The sequence below is a fragment of the Leifsonia sp. SIMBA_070 genome (assembly GCF_046534635.1).
GTDB lineage: Bacteria > Actinomycetota > Actinomycetes > Actinomycetales > Microbacteriaceae > Leifsonia.
Genome location: NZ_JAWRYK010000001.1, coordinates 2,075,406 through 2,090,407, shown reverse-complemented (window position 1 = coordinate 2,090,407; position 15,002 = coordinate 2,075,406). Strand labels below are relative to the sequence as shown.

General features: G+C 71.3%; 18 protein-coding genes. 12 read left to right on the top strand and 6 right to left on the bottom strand.

What is annotated here, in order from left to right:
• The first annotated feature begins 43 nt into the window (after positions 1-43).
• From SB754_RS09870 to SB754_RS09850, 5 genes are all read left to right on the top strand, one after another.
• A complete protein-coding gene (locus SB754_RS09870) occupies positions 44-820 on the top strand; it encodes a CoA transferase subunit A (protein ID WP_410782150.1) in 777 nt (258 codons plus the stop codon).
• On the top strand, positions 817-1,464 hold the full coding sequence (locus SB754_RS09865; protein ID WP_410782149.1) for a CoA transferase subunit B: 648 nt from the start codon (positions 817-819) through the stop codon (positions 1,462-1,464). Before SB754_RS09870 ends, SB754_RS09865 begins: the two co-directional genes overlap by 4 nt.
• A complete protein-coding gene (locus tag SB754_RS09860) occupies positions 1,464-2,006 on the top strand; it encodes a MaoC family dehydratase (protein ID WP_410782148.1) in 543 nt (180 codons plus the stop codon). The genes SB754_RS09865 and SB754_RS09860 overlap by 1 nt, the downstream gene beginning before the upstream one ends.
• Complete coding sequence (locus SB754_RS09855) at positions 2,003-2,827, top strand: HpcH/HpaI aldolase/citrate lyase family protein (RefSeq protein WP_410782147.1); 825 nt, start codon at positions 2,003-2,005, stop codon at positions 2,825-2,827. The genes SB754_RS09860 and SB754_RS09855 overlap by 4 nt, the downstream gene beginning before the upstream one ends.
• Positions 2,828-2,973: 146 nt before the next feature.
• The gene (locus SB754_RS09850; RefSeq protein WP_410782146.1) at positions 2,974-4,146 is read left to right on the top strand and encodes an aldo/keto reductase; all 1,173 of its coding nucleotides are present in this window, start codon (positions 2,974-2,976) and stop codon (positions 4,144-4,146) included.
• Positions 4,147-4,490: 344 nt separating this feature from the next.
• Here SB754_RS09850 and SB754_RS09845 read toward each other — a convergent pair whose 3' ends face one another.
• On the bottom strand, positions 4,491-5,075 hold the full coding sequence (locus SB754_RS09845) for a TetR/AcrR family transcriptional regulator (protein WP_410782145.1): 585 nt from the start codon (positions 5,073-5,075) through the stop codon (positions 4,491-4,493).
• A gap of 139 nt (positions 5,076-5,214) precedes the next feature.
• Here SB754_RS09845 and SB754_RS09840 point away from each other — a divergent pair, with 139 nt between their 5' ends.
• Both SB754_RS09840 and SB754_RS09835 read left to right on the top strand, forming a co-directional pair.
• Positions 5,215-6,573, top strand: a complete 1,359-nt coding sequence (locus tag SB754_RS09840) for a M16 family metallopeptidase (RefSeq protein ID WP_410782144.1) — start codon at positions 5,215-5,217, stop codon at positions 6,571-6,573.
• 39 nt (positions 6,574-6,612) lie between these two features.
• A complete protein-coding gene (locus SB754_RS09835; protein WP_410782143.1) occupies positions 6,613-7,215 on the top strand; it encodes a histidine phosphatase family protein in 603 nt (200 codons plus the stop codon).
• A 19-nt stretch (positions 7,216-7,234) separates the two neighbouring features.
• Here SB754_RS09835 and SB754_RS09830 read toward each other — a convergent pair whose 3' ends face one another.
• Positions 7,235-7,729, bottom strand: a complete 495-nt coding sequence (locus SB754_RS09830; protein ID WP_410782142.1) for a GNAT family N-acetyltransferase — start codon at positions 7,727-7,729, stop codon at positions 7,235-7,237.
• 109 nt (positions 7,730-7,838) lie between these two features.
• On the opposite strand from SB754_RS09830, the gene SB754_RS09825 reads away from it, so the two are divergent.
• Entirely contained in the window at positions 7,839-8,645 is an 807-nt protein-coding gene (locus tag SB754_RS09825; protein ID WP_410782141.1) for a 4-hydroxy-tetrahydrodipicolinate reductase, read from the top strand.
• 46 nt (positions 8,646-8,691) lie between these two features.
• Positions 8,692-9,159, top strand: coding sequence for a tetratricopeptide repeat protein (locus tag SB754_RS09820; protein WP_410782140.1), 468 nt, complete (start codon positions 8,692-8,694; stop codon positions 9,157-9,159).
• 25 nt (positions 9,160-9,184) lie between these two features.
• On the opposite strand, the gene SB754_RS09815 is transcribed toward SB754_RS09820, so the two are convergent.
• The 4 genes from SB754_RS09815 to SB754_RS09800 form a co-directional block, all read right to left on the bottom strand.
• Complete coding sequence (locus SB754_RS09815; RefSeq protein ID WP_410782139.1) at positions 9,185-10,081, bottom strand: TIGR01777 family oxidoreductase; 897 nt, start codon at positions 10,079-10,081, stop codon at positions 9,185-9,187.
• Positions 10,082-10,095: 14 nt separating this feature from the next.
• A complete protein-coding gene (locus tag SB754_RS09810; RefSeq protein ID WP_410782138.1) occupies positions 10,096-10,521 on the bottom strand; it encodes an OsmC family peroxiredoxin in 426 nt (141 codons plus the stop codon).
• A gap of 172 nt (positions 10,522-10,693) precedes the next feature.
• Positions 10,694-11,173, bottom strand: coding sequence for a DUF4395 domain-containing protein (locus tag SB754_RS09805; RefSeq protein WP_410782137.1), 480 nt, complete (start codon positions 11,171-11,173; stop codon positions 10,694-10,696).
• Positions 11,160-11,600 carry a TlpA family protein disulfide reductase gene (locus SB754_RS09800; protein WP_410782136.1) on the bottom strand — a complete coding sequence of 147 codons (441 nt, stop codon included), beginning with the start codon at positions 11,598-11,600 and terminating at the stop codon, positions 11,160-11,162. The genes SB754_RS09805 and SB754_RS09800 overlap by 14 nt, the downstream gene beginning before the upstream one ends.
• A 79-nt stretch (positions 11,601-11,679) precedes the next feature.
• Between SB754_RS09800 and dapA the strand changes: the two genes are divergently transcribed.
• From dapA to SB754_RS09785, 3 genes are all read left to right on the top strand, one after another.
• Complete coding sequence (gene dapA, locus SB754_RS09795; protein WP_410782135.1) at positions 11,680-12,657, top strand: 4-hydroxy-tetrahydrodipicolinate synthase; 978 nt, start codon at positions 11,680-11,682, stop codon at positions 12,655-12,657.
• Between the two features lie 74 nt (positions 12,658-12,731).
• Positions 12,732-14,408, top strand: coding sequence for a ribonuclease J (locus SB754_RS09790; protein ID WP_410782134.1), 1,677 nt, complete (start codon positions 12,732-12,734; stop codon positions 14,406-14,408).
• 75 nt (positions 14,409-14,483) lie between these two features.
• Entirely contained in the window at positions 14,484-14,975 is a 492-nt protein-coding gene (locus SB754_RS09785) for a GNAT family N-acetyltransferase (protein WP_410782133.1), read from the top strand.
• Positions 14,976-15,002 lie beyond the last annotated feature (27 nt).

The following is a 15,002-nucleotide window of genomic DNA, read 5'->3' as shown; positions in this document are numbered from 1 at the left end:
AGACGACCGGACCGACGGCACGCGACCTCGAGGAGGAGGACGGATGATCGACAAGACGGTGCGGACGGCCGCGGAGGCGGTCGCCGACATCCCCGACGGGAGCACGCTCGCTGTCGGCGGGTTCGGGCTGTGCGGCATCCCGAGTGCGCTGATCCAGGCGCTCCTCGATGACGGCACGACCGACCTGGAGGTGGTCAGCAACAACTGCGGAGTCGACGACTGGGGTCTGGGCCTGCTGCTCGCCGAGCACCGCATCCGCAAGATGATCAGCTCGTACGTGGGGGAGAACAAGGAGTTCGCCCGGCAGTTCCTTTCCGGCGAGCTGGAGGTGGAGCTCACCCCGCAGGGCACGCTCGCCGAGAAGCTGCGGGCGGGCGGAGCGGGCATCCCCGCGTTCTTCACGCCCGCGGGCGTCGGGACCCAGATCGCGACCGGCGGCCTCCCGAGACGGTATGCGGCCGACGGCTCGGTCGCCGTGGCCAGCGAGCCCAAGGAGGTGCGCACCTTCGACGACGCTGAGTACGTGCTGGAGCGGTCCCTCCGCCCCGACTTCGCCCTCGTCCACGCCGCGAAGGGCGATCGGCACGGCAACCTGGTCTTCCATGCGGCGGCGATGAACTTCAACCCGCTGGCCGCGATGGCCGGCGTCGTCACCATCGCCGAGGTGGAGGAGCTGGTCGAGCCGGGCGAGCTCGACCCCGGCACGGTGCACTGCCCGGGCATCTTCGTCCAGCGGGTGGTGCACGCGCCGGGCGTGGAGAAGCGGATCGAGCGGCGCACGGTCGCTGCGGCGCCGTCGACGGAAGGGAGCGCACGATGAGCCTCACCCGCACCGAACTCGCCGCCCGGGTCGCGCGCGAGCTGGTCAACGGCCAGTACGTCAATCTCGGGATCGGCATGCCCACGCTCATCCCGAACTACATCCCGGAGGACGTCGAGGTCATCCTGCATTCCGAGAACGGCGTGCTCGGCGTCGGGCCCTACCCGGGCGAGGATGCGGTCGACCCCGACCTCATCAACGCCGGCAAGGAGACCGTGACGGTGAACCGCGGCGCCGCCTTCTTCGACTCGTCGCTGTCGTTCGGGATGGTGCGCGGCGGTCACGTGGATGTCGCGGTCCTCGGCGCGATGGAGGTGTCCGAGAAGGGCGACCTCGCCAACTGGATGATCCCCGGCAAGATGGTGAAGGGGATGGGCGGGGCAATGGACCTGGTGTTCGGCGCGAAGCGGCTCATCGTCATGATGGAGCACGTCGACAAGGAGGGCCGGCCGAAGATCCTGACCGAGTGCACCCTCCCGTTGACCGGCACCGGGTGCGTCGACCGGATCATCACCGACCTCGCCGTCATCGACGTGACCGATGAGGGGCTGGTGCTGCGGGAGGTCGCCCCCGGGGTCACCGTCGACGAGGTGGTCGCCGCAACCGGCGCGCCCCTCCACGTAGAGCTCGAGGAGGCGGCCTGATGCGCGAGATCGAGCAGCGCGGCCTGTACTACGAAGAGTTCGAGCCGGACACGCGCTACCTGCACCGGCCGGGGCGGACGGTGACGGAGGCCGACAATGTCCTCTTCACGACGCTCACCATGAACACGCAGGCCCTGCACCTCGACGCGGCGTGGTCGGCCCGGCAGCCCTTCGGGGAGCGGCTGGTGAACTCCATGTTCACGCTCGCCACCATCGTCGGCGCATCGGTGACGCAGCTCACGCAGGGGACCATCGTCGCGAACCTGGGCTTCAGCGAGGTGGCGTTCCCGCACCCGCTGCACCACGGCGACACGCTGTACTCGGAGACCGTGGTGCTCGGCAAGCGGCTGTCCGCCTCCCGTCCGGGACAGGGCATCGTCACCCTGGAGCACACCGGCCGCAACCAGGACGGCGTGGTCGTCGCGACGGCGACGCGCCAGGTGATGGTGTGGTGCCGGGACGCGCACGCCGTCCCCGATGACCCGGGCGCGGACGGCGACGCGCTCGACCCCGGGGCCGACGCGCCGGACGGGATCCTGTGAGCGACGCGGACTCGGTGCGGCTGTTTCCGTGGGGCCCTGCGCTGCTGTTCTGCCCGGCCGACCGGCCCGAGCGCTACGGCAAGGCGCTGGAGCGGGCGGACGCGGTCATCCTCGATCTGGAGGATGCGGTCGACCCGTCCCGTCGCCCGGCGGCCCGGGAGGCGCTCACCGCGTCGGACCTGGATCCCGCGCGCGTGATCGTCCGGGTAAACGCGGCGGGTTCTGACGACTTCCGGGCGGACCTGTCGGCGCTGGCCTCCACGCCGTATCGGGTCGTGATGCTGCCGAAGGCGGAGAGAGTGGCTGACCTGGCGGCGCTCGCCGGGTACTCCGTGATCGCGCTCTGCGAGACGGCGGCCGGTGTGCTGGCCGCGCCGGAGCTCGCGCGGCATCCCGACGTCCTCGCGCTGATGTGGGGCGCGGAGGACCTCGTCGCGTCGCTCGGTGGAACCTCCAGCCGGCATGCCGACGGCACGTATCGGGACGTCGCCCGCCATGCCCGATCCTCTGTGCTGCTGGCAGCGGCTGCGGGGGGAGCGCACGCGATCGACACGGTGCACCTCGACATCGCGGACGAGGCCGGGCTCGCGGCAGAAGCGGAGGATGCGGTGGCTGTCGGCTTCGCGGCGACCGCGTGCATCCATCCGGGTCAGGTGGAGACGATCCGTGCCGCCTACCGGCCCTCTCCGGAGGAGGTGGAGACCGCCCGAGAACTGCTCGAGGCGGCCGAAGCGGCGGGCGGGGGAGTGTTCCGGCACGCCGGGAAGATGGTCGACGGACCGGTGCTCGCGCACGCCCGGGCGGTACTCCGGCGATCGTGATGAAACCGTGACCAAGGTTTCCCCGGAGGTTCACCCGTTTCGTCACGAGAGAGTCGGGGGCATGCCGTAATCTGCAAGTGTTCACTAGGGAATCGACCGTTCTCGAATCGATTCGAGTGAGCACGGTTCCGAGGGGAGGGGGAGAGATGCCACAGCTGCTTCCCCTGCGTCTGCTCGAGTCGGTCGGCCTCCGCAGCGCCGAGGCGCGCCAGGCCGCAGCGCGGACGACGGAGCGACCCGCCTCGCCGGCCGCTGAGCCTGCTGTCGATCCCGCGGTCGCGCCCGCTGCCGGGCGCCCGGCCGACGCGTCCCGCGACCTCGCTCGCGCGGGCACCGCGGATCCTCCCACCGGCGTCGTCGACATCGACCCGGCCATCGAGAGCACGGGTCCGCTGTCGATCATCGCCCGCCGCCGCATCGGCGAGAGCGACCTCGCGGTGTACCCGCTGTCCCTCGGCGCGAGCGTGTTCGGCTGGACGGCCGACGGCGACACCTCCCTCGCCATCCTCGACCGCTTCGCGGAGCTCGGCGGCGACTTCATCGACACGGCCGACAGCTACGTCGGCGGCCGCAGCGAACTCCTCATCGGTTCGTGGATGCGCGAGCGCCGCAACCGCGACCGCGTCGTCGTGGCGACCAAGGTCGGCCGCCACCAGGAGAATCCGGGGCTAGGCTCGGTCAGCATCGTCCGCGCCGTCGAGGCGTCGCTGGAGCGGCTGGGGACCGACCACATCGACCTGCTGTACTTCCACGAGGACGACCCCGAGACGCCGCTGGAGGACAGCCTCGCCACGGCGGAGTGGCTGATCGAGAGCGGCAAGGTGCGCTACCTCGGCGCATCGAACTTCACGGCGGACCGCCTGATCGAGGCGCGCATCCTGGCCTCGGCCGGTCTCCCGAAGTTCGTGGCGATCCAGAACCAGTACAACCTGATGCACCGCACCGAGTTCGAGAGCGCGCCGCGGATCGTGGCCGCCGCGCAGGGGCTGGCGGTCATGCCGTACTACGCGCTCGCGAACGGGTTCCTGACCGGCAAGTACCGCACCAAGAGCGACCTCACCGCGGGCGCCCGCAGCGTCCGCGCGTCCGCCTACGTCAACCGGCGCGGGCAGCGCGTGCTCGCGGTCCTCGACCGGATCGCAGGGGAGCACCACGTCGCGCCGGCCAGCATCGCGCTCGCCTGGCTGCTCGCCAAGCGCACGATCGCCGCACCCGTCGCGAGCGCCAGCCGCCCCGACCAGGTCGACGCGCTGATGGCGGCGGCGGGCATCCGCCTCACCCGCGCGCAGATGCTCGACCTCGACCGCGTCTCCGAGTAGCGCGCGCCGCTGCGCGCCGCCGCTGCGCGCCGCCGCTGCGCGCCGCCGCGCCGCGGCGCCGCTTCCCTCCATCTACTGGTCCCGACATGCCGCCACAACATGCGCCGTAACGGCATGTCGGGACCACTCGTTCGATCCGTGGGACACAACACGCCGTTATGCGCGAGACGTAACGGCGTGTTGCGTCCCATGGATGCGGAGCGGAGGGCGCGCGGACGGGGCGCCGGGCGACGGGCGCGCGTGGACACGGCGGCGGGCGACGGGCGCGCGTGGACACGGCGGCGGGCGACGGGCGCGCGTGGACGCGGCGGCGGCCGCCGGGCGCGCGGTCGGCGCGCGCGGGGTTACGCCTCGGCGAGGATGCGGTCGAGCGCGCGGTGCAGCGCAGCGCCTGCCGCGATGGGGTCGCCCACGTAGCCGCCGGCGAGCGCTCCGTCGCGGGCGAGGATGAGGTCGTCGGCCGCGTCGCCGGGCCGCGGGTGGCCGATCTGGCGGAACAGCTCCTCGATGCGGTCGGCGTACCAGTCGCGGTGGGCGGTGACGGCGAGGCGCACCGGATCGTTCTCGTCCGAGAACTGCGCGGCGGCGTTGATGAACGGGTCGCCGTGGAAGCCGGGGTCCACCGCCTCCTCGTTGATGGCGTCGACCAGGGCGCGGGCGATGTCGCGCGGGTCCTGGTGCTTGGCCTCCTGCTCGGCGAACCATTCGCGCACCTGGCGGTCGCGGCCCTCCACGTAGGCGATGATCAGCAGGTCTTTCGACCGGTAGTGCTTGTAGAACGTCGCCTTGGTCACGCGCGCACCGGCGATGATGCGGTCGACGCCAACGGTGTGGATGCCCTCCTGGTAGAAGAGCTGATCCGCCGTGGCGAGGATCTTGACCTTCGACGGCGCGGGTGGCCGGATGGTCGCTCGGGCACTTACGACCATCCGGACGACTCCTTCTGCTGGGGAGGCGGGGCAGCCTCCAGGCTGTGTGGTTCTCAGAGTATAACAGTAGACAGAAGAGTCTGTTTGTCCTCTTTTTGCCAACATGGGGCCGCCGCCGCTCTGGCGTAGGGTGGAGGGGATGAACAGCGCAGTCGACCTCCCCCTCGGTCTGGCCGACCTCTCGTTCGCCGCTTCCGGTGATGCGCTGGTCCGCCGGACGGTTCTGCCGAGCGGTATCCGCATCCTCAGCGAGCAGGTGCCTGGGGCCCGCAGCGCGACGCTGGGCTACTGGGTGGCCGTCGGCTCGCGCGACGAGAGCGACGGGATCCCGGGGCACCCGGGCTCCCTCGGCTCGACCCACTTCCTCGAGCACTTGCTGTTCAAGGGCACGCGCACCCGCACAGCGCTCGACATCGCGGTCTCGTTCGATTCGGTGGGCGGCGAGCACAACGCGATGACCGCCAAGGAGTACACCTGCTACTACGCCAAGGTGCAGGACCGCGACCTCGCCATGGCGGTGGAGGTGATCGGCGACATGCTGACGTCGTCCGTCCTCGACCCGGCCGAGTTCGAGAACGAGCGCGGGGTCATCCTGGAGGAGCTCTCCATGGCGGAGGACGACCCGGGCGATGTGGCGAACGAGCGGATGTTCCAGGCCGTGCTCGGCGACCACCCCCTCGGCCGTCCCATCGGCGGCCGCCCGGACACCATCCGCGCCGCAACACGCGACGGCGTCTGGGAGCACTATCAGGCCAACTACCGGCCACAAGACCTGGTCGTCACCGCCGCCGGCGCGGTCGACCACGACCTGCTGGTCGCCGGCGTCGAGCGCGCACTGGTCGCGGCGGGCTGGGACCTCGACCGTCCCGCGCAGCCGGTGGATCGCCGGGCTGCGGGGTCGGCCTCCATCGAGCGCGGCAGCGCCATCGTGACCGTCCAGCGCCCGACCGAGCAGGCGAACGTGTTCGTCGGCATGCCCGGGATCGTCGCCACCGACGAACGGCGGACGACCATGAGCGTCCTCAATTCGGTCCTGGGCGGGGGGATGTCGAGCCGCCTGTTCCAGGAGGTGCGAGAGCGCCGCGGCCTCGCCTATGCCGTCTATTCGTTCTCCGGCTCCTACTCCGACGCCGGCGTCTTCGGCCTGTACGCGGGATGCGCGCCCGCGAAGGCGCGCCAGGTGACGGAGCTGATGCTCGATGAGCTCCGCCGTCTGGCCGACGGCGGCGTGACACCGGACGAGCTCCGGCGCGCGGTCGGCCAGCTGTCGGGCGGCGCTGCCCTCGCCCTGGAGGACTCCGACACCCGCATGTCGCGGCTCGGACGGGCCGAGATCACCCTGGGCGAATTCGCCGACCTGGATGAGAGCCTCCGCCGCCTGCACCTCGTCACCGCCGACGATGTGCGGGCCCTCGCCGCCGATCTGGCGGGACGGCCGGTCTCCGTCGCTGCGGTCGGGAGCGTCACCGACGACACGTTCGCCGGTCTCGCTCCCTGATCCGCCTCCTCCCTGTTCCACCCCTGAAAGGTCCACCTCGTGCCCCACTACCTCTACCTCGTCCGTCACGGCGAGCAGCAGGATGCCGAGCACGGCCTGCCGGACGGCCCGCTGTCGCCGCGCGGCAAGCGCCAGGCACAGCTCATCGCGGAGCGCCTGAGCGGCATCCCGTTCACCTCGATGTACCACTCGCCGCTCAACCGGGCCGCCGAGACCGCCGCCATCATGGCCGAGCGGATGCCCGCGCTCGACCCGCAGCCGTCGAGCCTGCTCTTCGACTGCATCCCGTCGGGGCCGACGCCGGACATGCCGAAGGCGTTCGAGTCGTTCTTCGGCCCGGTGACGGAGGCCGAGATCGAGGCCGGTCACGCCCAGATGGACGACGCCGTCCACGAGTTCCTGACACCGGCCATGGGCGACCGGCACGATCTGCTGGTGACGCACAACTTCGTCATCGGATGGTTCGTCCGGCACGTCTTCGATGCTCCGGACTGGCGCTGGCTGGGGCTGAATCAGGCGAACTGCGGTCTGACCATCATCCGTGTGCGCTCGGCCAAGCCGCCCGTTCTCGTCGTGCACAACGACCTCGGGCACTTGCCGGTCGAGCTGCGCACCGGCCTCCCCGAGCTCCAGCCCGTCTGAGCGCTCTCCGTCCTCGCGGTCAGGTGAGGGGCTTCCGGAACCAGTCGGTGGCGTTGGGGTTGTCGTTGTAGGGCTGGATGCTCTCGTAGCCGTGCGAGCGGTACAGGCCGCCCGCGGCCTCCAGGCTCTCGTTCGTGTCGAGCACGACCTCCGTCGCCCCGAACCCGCGGGCACGCAGTTCCAGCTCTACGAGGATGGCGCGGCCGTACCCGTTGCCGCGCCGCGACGGCGTGACCCACAGGTGCTTGATCTCGTAGCGCACCACCTGTGCGCCGTCCTCGGTCTCGTCGATCGGGACCCGGAGTTCCCGGATGCCGCCGCAGCCGACCTCGACGCCTTCGTCGTAGGCGAGCAGGAACACCCCGTTCGGCGCCACGAACTGGCCGGGGTCGGGGAACGACGTGCGGTATGCGCCCTGCGCGGTCGGGAACGTCTCCGCCCGCTCGGCGAAGTAGTCGGACAGCATGCGGTGGGCGGTCGCGTCGGTGACGGCGACGTCTGCGAAAGACACCATCGCCCCAGCGTATCCCCGGCCGCGTATCGCTGGCCGCGTAGCCCTGGCCGCGTAGCCCTTGCCGCGCATCCACGGCGGGCGTGGATGCGGCCGACGGTAGGCTGGGGGAGTGAGCATACGCGTGGCCGTCGCCGGGGCGAGCGGAAAACTGGGAAGCGTCGCGGTTCGCCTGATCGAGCAGGCCGACGACTTCGAATTGGTCGCACGTCTCGGCTCCCACTCGGCGCTCGACGACATGCTCGGCGCCGACGTGCTGGTCGACATGACCCTGCCCCAGGTCAGTCCGGGGATCGTCGCTTTCGCTGTCGACCACGGCCTGAACGTCCTGGTCGGCACCTCGGGATGGTCGGCGGACCGCATCCTCGACCTGGAGCGCCGCGTCGCCCAGCACGAGGGCCGCGGTGCGGTCGTCATCCCCAACTTCTCGCTCGGGTCGGCGCTGGGCACGGCGTTCGCCACCGTCGCCGCCCGGTTCTTCGACTCGATCGAGATCGTGGAGATGCACGGAGCGGGCAAGGTCGACTCGCCGTCCGGAACCGCGGTGCGCACGGCCGAGCTGATCGGCGCGGCCCGTGCGGCGAAGGGTCCGGTGGAGGCCCCCCACTCCGACCAGCGCGCCCGCGGCCAGCAGGTCGCCAGCGTGCCCATCCACAGCCTCCGGATGCGCGGCGCCGGCGCGCAGCAGCAGGTGATCGTCGGCGGCCCGGGGGAGCAGCTCACCATCCGGCACGATGTGATCGGCCCCCAGGCGTACGAGGCGGGCATCCTGCTCGCCCTGCGTGCCGCCGCGACGGCGACCGGTGTGACGGTCGGGCTCGACAGCCTGATCGACCTCGGCATCGCCGAACCGGACGGCGAGCCGCCGCGACCGACCGTCCGCGACGCCGGCGACGACGGCACCGACCCGACCCGATGAGCAAGCCAGCCGACGCGGAACCCGACGCGATGAGGAACGGGCTGCGATGAGGAACCGCCTGGCCGCCGTGCTGATGGCGGTCCTCCTGCTCGTGTACCTCGTGCTCGTCACCCAGCGGGCGGTGCTGCTCATCGCGACCGGTGAGCCGATCGGCATCGCGATGGGCGTCGCCCTGTTCGTGCTGCCGTTCGTCGCAGCGTGGGCGATCGGCCGGGAGCTGCTGTTCGGCGTCCGCACCGAGCGCATGGTGCGGCAGCTGGATGCGGAGGGCAACCTCCCGGTGGAGGACCTGCCGACCCGGGCGAGCGGACGCCCGCTGCGCGACGCGGCCGACGAGCAGTTCCCGCAGTACCGCGCCGAGGTGGAGGCTGCGCCCGAGAGCTGGCGCGCCTGGTTCCGGCTGGGGCTCGCCTACGACGCCTCGGGGGACCGTCGGCGTGCGCGCGAGGCGCTCCGCCAGGCGATCCGGCTCGAGCGCGCCGACGCGAAGGCCGGGCGGCAGCCCACGCCGTGACCGGCGCCTACGCGGCGCGCACCTCCTAGGCCGCGCGCACCTCCACCAGCCGGTCCATCGCATCCTGCACGGTGGCATCGCGGAACGTGAACCCGTCGTCGAGCAGCTTCTGCGGAACGACCAGCTGGTCGGCGAGGAGCAGTTCGCGGCCGGCGTCCTGCAGCGCCAGCTCGATCGCGAAGCGGGGGACCGGGACGAAGTAGGGCCGTCGCACCGCCTCGGCGAGTGCCCGCACCAGTTCGCCGGCCGTGGCCGGCGTCGGACCCGCGATGTTGACCGGCCCGTCGAGCCGGGAGTCGAGCAGGTGCACGAGCGCTGCGGCTTCGTCGTGGAGGCTCACCCAGGGCCAGTGCTGGCGTCCGGTGCCGAGTGGTCCGGCCAGCCCGGCCTTGGCCAGGGGAAGCAGCGGCTTCAGCGCGCCGCCGTTGCCGATCACCACGCCGGTGCGGGCGAACACCACGCGGGTCGCGGGTGGCGCGAGACGCGCGGCCGCCTCCCAGGCGTCGACCACGTCCGAGAGGAACCCCGTGCCCTTGGTCGCGGTGTCGGTCAGCTCGACGCCCGGCCGGTCGCCGTAATACCCGACCGCCGAACCGCTGACGAAGACGGACGGCGGCTCCGCGGCTGCCCGCATCCCATCGGCAAGCGTCCCGGTGGCCTGCAGCCGGGACGAGAGGATGCGGCGCTTGGTCGCACGGGTCCACGGCAGCCGCTGGAGGGAGGCGCCGGACAGGTTGATCACGGCGTCCGCCCAGTCGAACAGCGCGACGTCGATCGTCCGCTCCGTCGGATCCCACGCGAACTCGTCCGGACCGGACGGCTCGCGCCGGACCAACCGCCGGGTCTCGTGACCTGCGGCGTCGAGCTGCGCGCGCAGCTCGCCGCCGATCATGCCGGACGCGCCGGCGAGGAGGACCCGCATCGCGCGATCGCCGCTCAGGCCAGTGACGCGTCGAGGGTGATCGGGATGCCGACCAGCGCCCGCGAGACCGGGCAGGTGCTCTTCGCCTCGTCGGCAAGGCGCTGGAAGTCCTCCTCGGACAGGCCGGGCACCGTTGCGCTGACCCGGAGGTGGCTGCCGGTGATGCCTTCGGCCGGGTCGAACGTCACTGCGGCCGTCGTCTGGATGCTCTCCGGCGCGTTGCCGAACTGGGCCAGCACGTTGGAGAACGCCATCGAGAAGCAGGCCGCGTGCGCGGCACCGAGCAGTTCCTCCGACGTGGTGACCTCGGCGCCGCCCTGCGAGCGCGCCTTCCAGTTCACCGAGAGCTCGGCGGCGTGCGACGAGTCGAGCGTGACCGTGCCGGATCCGCTCGTCAGATCGCCGTTCCAGACGGTGGTGGATTCGCTGGTGACTGCCATGGAGACCTCCTCGAAATGCACGACCGCCGTGCGCGGCCGGCCCGATCCACACTACTGACGGGGTCCGACAGCGTCACCCGGCGTTCGGCGGATTCCCTGCTGAGCGCGGGCATCAGGCGTGATGGCGTCAGGCGTGATGGCGTCAGGCGTGATGGCGTCAGCCGTGATGGCGTCAGGCGTCGGCGCGGTGGCGGATCAGGCGCGCCCGCACCAGCAGCAGATAGAGCTGGCAGCCGAGGCAGTACCCGAAGGCCGAGTTGAGGAACGCAGCGGCGAACGCCAGTGCAGCGGCGATGGGGAGGGCGAGCGGCACGCCGGCCAGGTGGAGGACGAGGCCGAGGCCGGTCACCAGCAGGCCGACCGCCTGGGCGAACGTCGGCGGGGCGGGGTCCTCCAGCTCGGACGGCGGGGCCAGCCGGGGCCGCACGATCCTGCGGAAGAGCAGGCCGTACGGATGCCGCTGCACGCCGGCGAAGGCGCCCCAGGCGAACAGCAGGGCGATGGCGAGCAGCAGCACGAACGCCGCGGCGGTCGCGCCGACCAGGGAGAGGAACAGGTCGACGAGGAGGAGCACGGCGGTGATCCCCGCGCCGAAGCGGGGGGATCGCGGGTCGATCCCGCGAGCGGGTCCGGCAGGTTCAGGCTGAGGCATGGTCGCTCCCGAGGATGGTGTGGAGGGTGGCGCGGACGGCGTCCGGGCGGACGGCGCCGCCGATCCGGGCACGGACGGCGCCTCCGGCGTCGAGCACGAGCGTGGTGGGGGTCTGCAGGATGCCGAAGCGACCGGCGAGCTCCGGCCGGTGCGTGAGGTCGACCTCCACGTGGCGCACGCCGTCGAGCTGGTCCGCGGTGCCGCCCAGCACGCGAGCGGTGGAACGGCAGGGGGCGCAGAAGTCGGTCGAGAACTGGAGGAGCGTCGCCCGCCGGCCGAACGCCTCGGCGTCGACGTCGGCGGGCTCGACGATCTCCCCGTTGCTTCGCGTGCGCACGCGACCCGTGGTCGCGCGCCAGGCGAGGCCCGCGGCCGTCACGACGGCGATGAGCCCGAGCAGGACGCCGAGCGCTGCGAATCCGTTCACAGGCGAGACGCTACGCGGCGAGTCATCCCCAGCGCACGGATTGTGTCTCCCCGTGACGGCGACCCGATAGCCTGGTGCCATGTCTTCCTCCGCGAACCCGTTCGGTCAGGTGCTCGTCGCCCTGGTCACACCGTTCACCGCCGACGGCGAAGTGGACTGGGCCGCGACCGAGAAGCACATCGACGACGTCATCCAGGCCGGCGCCGACGGCATCGTCGTCACCGGCACCACCGGAGAGACGTCGACACTGACCGACCACGAGAAGCTGCGGCTGGTCGAGGTCGGCAAGTCGGTCGCCGACGGCCGCGCCAAGATCATCACCGGCGGCGGCTCGAACGAGACGGCGCACGCCATCCAGCTCTACCAGCAGAGCGAGAAGGCCGGCGCCGACGGGGTGATGGTCGTCACGCCGTACTACAACAAGCCCACGCAGGCGGGCATCCTGACCCACTTCCGGATGATCGCCGACTCCACCGACCTCCCGGTCATCCTGTACGACATCCCCGGCCGCACCGGCGTGCCCATCAGGTACGAGACGATCCTGCGCATCGCGAAGCACCCGAACGTGCTCGCGATCAAGGACGCGAAGGGCGACTTCAGCGAGGTCAGCCGCGTGCTGAACCAGACCGACCTGATGTACTTCTCGGGCGACGACGCCAACGTGCTCCCGCACCTGGCGATCGGCGCGAGCGGCCTCATCGGCGTCACCGCGAACATCGCCCCGACCCCGTACCGGCAGATCGTGGATGCGGTGAACGCCGGCGACCTCGCCACCGCGACCGCCGCCCACATGAAGCTCGAACCGCTGGTGCGCGCGGTGATGACCCACGTGCCCGGCACGGTCGCGGCGAAGTACATCCTTCACGGCCTCGGCCGCATCTCCAGCCCGCGCGTGCGCCTGCCGCTCGTCGGGCCGGAGGAGTGGGAGGCCGCCCAGATCGAAGACGAGCTCGACCTCGTCAAGGACATCCCCGGCGTCGACTTCTCGAACTTCCGCCCCGACCGCAATGCGGCAGCGGGCGGCGCGCTCCCGAAGATCGCCGGGACCACACGCTGACGGCCGCCTCGGGCGGCCGATGACATCGCGGGAGCGTGAAGCCCCGCACTCGAAACACAGAAAGAGGAGGGCACATGCCCAATCCCGTCGCAGCGCCGCCTGCACTCGAACCCGGAACGCTCCGCATCATCCCGACGGGCGGTCTCGGAGAGATCGGCCGCAACATGACGGTCTTCGAATACGAGGGCAAGCTCCTCATCGTCGACTGCGGCGTGCTGTTCCCCGAGCAGGACCAGCCGGGCGTCGACCTCATCCTCCCCGACTTCGCCCCGGTCCGCGACCGGCTCGACGACGTGGTCGGCGTCGTGCTGACGCACGGCCACGAGGATCACATCGGGGCGGTCCCGTACCTGCTGAAGCTGCGGCGCGACATCCCGCTCATCGGGTCCGGCCTGACGCTCGCCCTGGTGGAGGCGAAGCTCAAGGAGCACCGCATCCAGCCGTACAGCCTCACGGTCAAAGAGGGCCAGGTCGAGCAGCTCGGGCCGTTCTCGCTCGAGTTCGTCGCGGTCAACCACTCCATCCCGGATGCGCTCGCCGTCGCCATCACCACGCCGGCCGGCGTCGTGCTGCACACCGGCGACTTCAAGATGGACCAGCTGCCGCTCGACGACCGGCTGACCGACCTGCGCGCCTTCGCCCGGCTGGGCGAGAAGGGCGTCGACCTCTTCCTGGCCGACTCCACGAACGCCGACGTCCCCGGCTTCACGCCGCTGGAGCGGTCCATCGGGCCGGTGCTCGACACCGTCATCGCGCGCGCCCCGCGCCGCGTCATCGTCGCCAGCTTCTCCAGCCACGTGCACCGCGTCCAGCAGGTTCTGGATGCGGCCGCCTCCAACGGCCGCAGGGTCGCCCTCCTGGGTCGCTCGATGGTCCGCAACATGACCATCGCCGCCGAGCTCGGCTACCTCAAGGTGCCGGATGGCGTCTTGATCGACTACAAGAAGGCCGCCGACCTGCCTGACGACGAGATCGTCTACATGTCGACCGGCTCGCAGGGCGAGCCGATGGCCGTGCTCGCCCGGATGGCCAACCTCGACCACCAGATCGAGGTCGGCCACGGCGACACCGTCATCCTGGCGTCGAGCCTCATCCCCGGCAACGAGAACGCGGTCTACCGCGTGATCGACGGCCTGACCAAGCTCGGCGCGAACGTGGTCCACAAGGGCAACGCGAAGGTCCACGTCTCCGGTCACGCAGCCGCCGGCGAGCTGCTCTACTGCTACAACATCCTCAAGCCGAAGAACGTCATGCCGGTGCACGGCGAGTACCGCCACCTGGTTGCGAACGCGCGGCTCGCCATGGACACCGGCGTTCCGGAGGAGAACACGATCCTCGCCGAGGACGGCTCGGTCGTCGACCTCCGCGACGGCGTCGCCCGCGTCGTCGGACAGCTCGACCTCGGCTTCGTCTACGTCGACGGGTCGAGCGTCGGCGAGATCACCGATGCCGACCTGAAGGACCGCCGGATCCTCGGCGAGGAGGGCTTCATCTCCATCATCGTCGTCGTGGAGGCCGCGACCGGCCGCATCGTCACCGGCCCGGAGGTGCACGCGCGCGGTTTCGCCGAAGACGACGCCGTGTTCGACGACGTGAAGCCGAAGATCGCCGCCGCGCTGTCGGAGGCCGCCCACAACGGCGTCCGCGACTCGCATGCGCTCTCGCAGGTGGTCCGCCGCACCGTCGGCCGTTGGGTGAACACGAGCTACCGCCGCCGCCCGATGATCGTCCCGCTCGTCATCGAGGCGTAGCCGAACCGAGGTAGTGCACGGGATGCCGTCCCGATCGTTACCCGCCCGAAACACCGGGGCGGGTAGCGTTCGTCCATGAACGCGTTCCACATCCGCCCGGCCGTCGGCCCGGACGCGCGCGTGCTCGCCGACATGCTGGTGGAGGCGTCGAACTGGAATCCGGTGCGTTCCCGCACCCGTGTGACCGTCCTCGAAGACGCGTCCGTGCGGCGCTACATCGCCGGCTGGCAGCGGCCGAGCGACTTCGGCTGCGTCGCGGAGGACGCCAGAGGAGTGGCGGTCGGGGCCACCTGGGCCCGGCTGTTCCCGGCGAACGAGCCGGGCTACGGCTTCGTCGCATCCGGCGTTCCCGAGCTCACGCTCGGTGTCTACCCGCCGTGGCGGGCGCAGGGCGTCGGGAGGGCGCTCCTGCGGGAGCTCGCCCGGCAAGCGGCTGCACGCGGGCACGCCCGGCTCAGCCTGAGCGTGGAGCGCGCGAACTTCGCCCAGCGCCTCTACGTCAGCGAGGGCTTCGTCACGGTCGCCTCGGGCGACGACGCCGACACGATGGTGCGCACCGTTCGCTGAGCAACCGGATTTTCCACAAGCTGGCGC

What these genes read in the sequence shown, in the direction of transcription:
- SB754_RS09810 (WP_410782138.1), bottom strand. Translation starts at nt 10,521, where the DNA reads ATGGCAGTCACCAGCGAATCCACCACCGTCTGGAACGGCGATCTGACG.
- SB754_RS09785 (WP_410782133.1), top strand. Translation starts at nt 14,484, where the DNA reads ATGAACGCGTTCCACATCCGCCCGGCCGTCGGCCCGGACGCGCGCGTG.
- SB754_RS09790 (WP_410782134.1), top strand. Translation starts at nt 12,732, where the DNA reads ATGCCCAATCCCGTCGCAGCGCCGCCTGCACTCGAACCCGGAACGCTC.
- SB754_RS09865 (WP_410782149.1), top strand. Translation starts at nt 817, where the DNA reads ATGAGCCTCACCCGCACCGAACTCGCCGCCCGGGTCGCGCGCGAGCTG.
- SB754_RS09850 (WP_410782146.1), top strand. Translation starts at nt 2,974, where the DNA reads ATGCCACAGCTGCTTCCCCTGCGTCTGCTCGAGTCGGTCGGCCTCCGC.
- SB754_RS09845 (WP_410782145.1), bottom strand. Translation starts at nt 5,075, where the DNA reads ATGGTCGTAAGTGCCCGAGCGACCATCCGGCCACCCGCGCCGTCGAAG.
- SB754_RS09840 (WP_410782144.1), top strand. Translation starts at nt 5,215, where the DNA reads ATGAACAGCGCAGTCGACCTCCCCCTCGGTCTGGCCGACCTCTCGTTC.
- SB754_RS09870 (WP_410782150.1), top strand. Translation starts at nt 44, where the DNA reads ATGATCGACAAGACGGTGCGGACGGCCGCGGAGGCGGTCGCCGACATC.
- SB754_RS09820 (WP_410782140.1), top strand. Translation starts at nt 8,692, where the DNA reads ATGAGGAACCGCCTGGCCGCCGTGCTGATGGCGGTCCTCCTGCTCGTG.
- SB754_RS09860 (WP_410782148.1), top strand. Translation starts at nt 1,464, where the DNA reads ATGCGCGAGATCGAGCAGCGCGGCCTGTACTACGAAGAGTTCGAGCCG.
- dapA (WP_410782135.1), top strand. Translation starts at nt 11,680, where the DNA reads ATGTCTTCCTCCGCGAACCCGTTCGGTCAGGTGCTCGTCGCCCTGGTC.
- SB754_RS09815 (WP_410782139.1), bottom strand. Translation starts at nt 10,081, where the DNA reads ATGCGGGTCCTCCTCGCCGGCGCGTCCGGCATGATCGGCGGCGAGCTG.
- SB754_RS09805 (WP_410782137.1), bottom strand. Translation starts at nt 11,173, where the DNA reads ATGCCTCAGCCTGAACCTGCCGGACCCGCTCGCGGGATCGACCCGCGA.
- SB754_RS09830 (WP_410782142.1), bottom strand. Translation starts at nt 7,729, where the DNA reads ATGGTGTCTTTCGCAGACGTCGCCGTCACCGACGCGACCGCCCACCGC.